This is a genomic window from Flagellimonas hadalis, from assembly GCF_007785775.2.
Taxonomy (GTDB): domain Bacteria; phylum Bacteroidota; class Bacteroidia; order Flavobacteriales; family Flavobacteriaceae; genus Flagellimonas; species Flagellimonas hadalis.
This window is the reverse complement of record NZ_VNIK02000025.1, coordinates 2,501-5,359: the sequence shown is the minus strand read 5'-3', so window position 1 is coordinate 5,359 and position 2,859 is coordinate 2,501. Positions and strand designations below refer to the sequence as shown.

Here is a 2,859-nt window from a genome sequence, read left to right as displayed (position 1 = left end):
TTTTTTTTTCGGGAAAAAAGAGAAAGAAGTTCATATACATATTGCAATAGACAGCGTAAAGAGAATTGAAACCATTTTGATGTCAAGGACCGGAATTGTCCGTGGAATGTCCCTATAGATATTTAACGATAGACAATGAAGAGTTTGATCCTGGCTCAGGATGAACGCTAGCGGCAGGCCTAACACATGCAAGTCGAGGGGTAGAGGGAGCTTGCTTCCTTGAGACCGGCGCACGGGTGCGGAACGCGTATGGAACCTGCCCCTGTCAGGGGAATAGCCCAGGGAAACTTGGATTAATGCCCCATGGTATCCACATATCGCATGATAAGTGGATTAAAGATTTATCGGACAGGGATGGCCATGCGTACCATTAGCTTGATGGTGGGGTAACGGCCCACCATGGCAACGATGGTTAGGGGCCCTGAGAGGGGGATCCCCCACACTGGTACTGAGACACGGACCAGACTCCTACGGGAGGCAGCAGTGAGGAATATTGGACAATGGTCGGAAGACTGATCCAGCCATGCCGCGTGCAGGATGACGGCCCTATGGGTTGTAAACTGCTTTTATACGGGAAGAAACCCACCTACGTGTAGGTGGCTGACGGTACCGTAAGAATAAGGACCGGCTAACTCCGTGCCAGCAGCCGCGGTAATACGGAGGGTCCGAGCGTTATCCGGAATCATTGGGTTTAAAGGGTCCGTAGGCGGGCCTGTAAGTCAGGGGTGAAAGTCTGTGGCTCAACCATAGAATTGCCTTTGATACTGCAGGTCTTGAGTCATGGTGGGGTTGCCGGAACATGTGGTGTAGCGGTGAAATGCATAGATATCACATAGAACACCGATCGCGAAGGCAGGTGACCAACCATGTACTGACGCTGATGGACGAAAGCGTGGGTAGCGAACGGGATTAGATACCCCGGTAGTCCACGCCGTAAACGATGGATACTAGCTGTGGGGACTTCGGTCTCCGTGGCCAAGCGAAAGTGATAAGTATCCCACCTGGGGAGTACGACCGCAAGGTTGAAACTCAAAGGAATTGACGGGGGCCCGCACAAGCGGTGGAGCATGTGGTTTAATTCGATGATACGCGAGGAACCTTACCAGGGCTTAAATGCAGGCTGCATGGGGTGGAGACATCCCTTTCTTCGGACCGCCTGCAAGGTGCTGCATGGTTGTCGTCAGCTCGTGCCGTGAGGTGTCAGGTTAAGTCCTATAACGAGCGCAACCCCTACCGTTAGTTGCCAGCGAGTCAAGTCGGGGACTCTAACGGGACTGCCGGTGCAAACCGTGAGGAAGGTGGGGACGACGTCAAATCATCACGGCCCTTACGTCCTGGGCCACACACGTGCTACAATGGCCGGTACAGAGGGAAGCCACCCCGCAAGGGGGCGCGGATCTACAAAACCGGTCACAGTTCGGATCGGGGTCTGCAACTCGACCCCGTGAAGCTGGAATCGCTAGTAATCGGATATCAGCCATGATCCGGTGAATACGTTCCCGGGCCTTGTACACACCGCCCGTCAAGCCATGGAAGCCGGGAGTGCCTGAAGTCCGTCACCGCAAGGAGCGGCCTAGGGCAAAATCGGTAACTAGGGCTAAGTCGTAACAAGGTAGCCGTACCGGAAGGTGCGGCTGGAACACCTCCTTTCTAGAGAAAAGGACGCCCGGAACCTTGTTCCGGTCCCGCATCGGGATGGTTTTTTCCCTTGCGCTGTCTTGTGATATGTTTTTTTGGTATACTGCCCTTTTTAGGGCCGATGCAGTCTCATAGCTCAGCTGGTTAGAGCGCTACACTGATAATGTAGAGGTCGGCAGTTCGAGTCTGCCTGAGACTACGGATGCGGCAAAGCCGCAAATTATAAGTTTTGGGTCTTTGGGCCCAAGGTCTATAAAAGTTCTTTAAAAAGGTATTGAATAGGAAATTCTAGGTGTTGGGTTACCGTTATGTAGTACTGTTAACTGATAACTGTTAACTGACCACTGATAATGGGGAATTAGCTCAGCTGGCTAGAGCGCCTGCCTTGCACGCAGGAGGTCAAGGGTTCGACTCCCTTATTCTCCACCACGGCAAGAGTCGTCCACGGTAATTTCCATTGCCGGTGGCGGCCCGCCAGAAAGTTCATTGACATATTGGGACGGAGCGTGATGATCTAGGTCATCATGGCGAAGTCAAAAGAAGAAACACGAAGTAGAATAGAATATATAAGGATTACGAGAGGGCATCCGTACTTTGGTACAGGTGCGACAAGCAAAAGAAGGGCGTATGGGGGATGCCTGGGCTCTCAGAGGCGACGAAGGACGCGATAAGCTGCGAAAATCCACGGGGAGCTGCACATGAGCATTGATCCGTGGGTGTCCGAATGGGGCAACCCGGCAGGTTGAAGGCCTGTCACACCGCAAGGTGGGCGAACCCGCTGAACTGAAACATCTAAGTAGGCGGAGGAAGAGAAAACAAAAGTGATTCCGAGAGTAGTGGCGAGCGAAATCGGATTAGTCCAAACCAATGTTGTTTCGGCAATGTTGGGGTTGTAGGACCACGATGTTCTTTGCGTGACGAACCGGAAGCAGTTGGAAAGCTGCACGATATGGGTGACAGTCCCGTACGGGCAAGGAGCGTTAAAGATAGTGGTATCCTGAGTAGCGCGGGGCACGTGAAACCCTGTGTGAATCCGGCGGGACCATCCGCCAAGACTAAATACTCCTGAGAGACCGATAGTGGACCAGTACCGTGAGGGAAAGGTGAAAAGAACCCTGAACAAGGGAGTGAAAAAGACCCTGAAACCATACGCCTACAAGCGGTCGGAGCGGATTCGTCCGTGACGGCGTGCCTTTTGCATAATGAGCCTACGAGTTACTT

General features: G+C 52.7%; 2 tRNA genes and 2 rRNA genes (1 of these 4 running past the window's edge). All 4 read left to right on the top strand.

The window, feature by feature from the left end:
* The first annotated feature begins 132 nt into the window (after window positions 1-132).
* Window positions 133-1,650 (top strand): 16S ribosomal RNA (locus tag FOT42_RS17785).
* 113 nt (window positions 1,651-1,763) lie between these two features.
* Window positions 1,764-1,837, top strand: a tRNA-Ile gene (locus FOT42_RS17780).
* A 153-nt stretch (window positions 1,838-1,990) separates the two neighbouring features.
* Window positions 1,991-2,067: transfer RNA gene (locus FOT42_RS17775), tRNA-Ala, on the top strand.
* 176 nt (window positions 2,068-2,243) lie between these two features.
* Window positions 2,244-2,859, top strand: a 23S ribosomal RNA gene (locus tag FOT42_RS17770) (it continues 2,201 nt past the right edge of the window).
* The 16S and 23S rRNA genes sit together here with 2 tRNA genes alongside, the layout of an rRNA operon.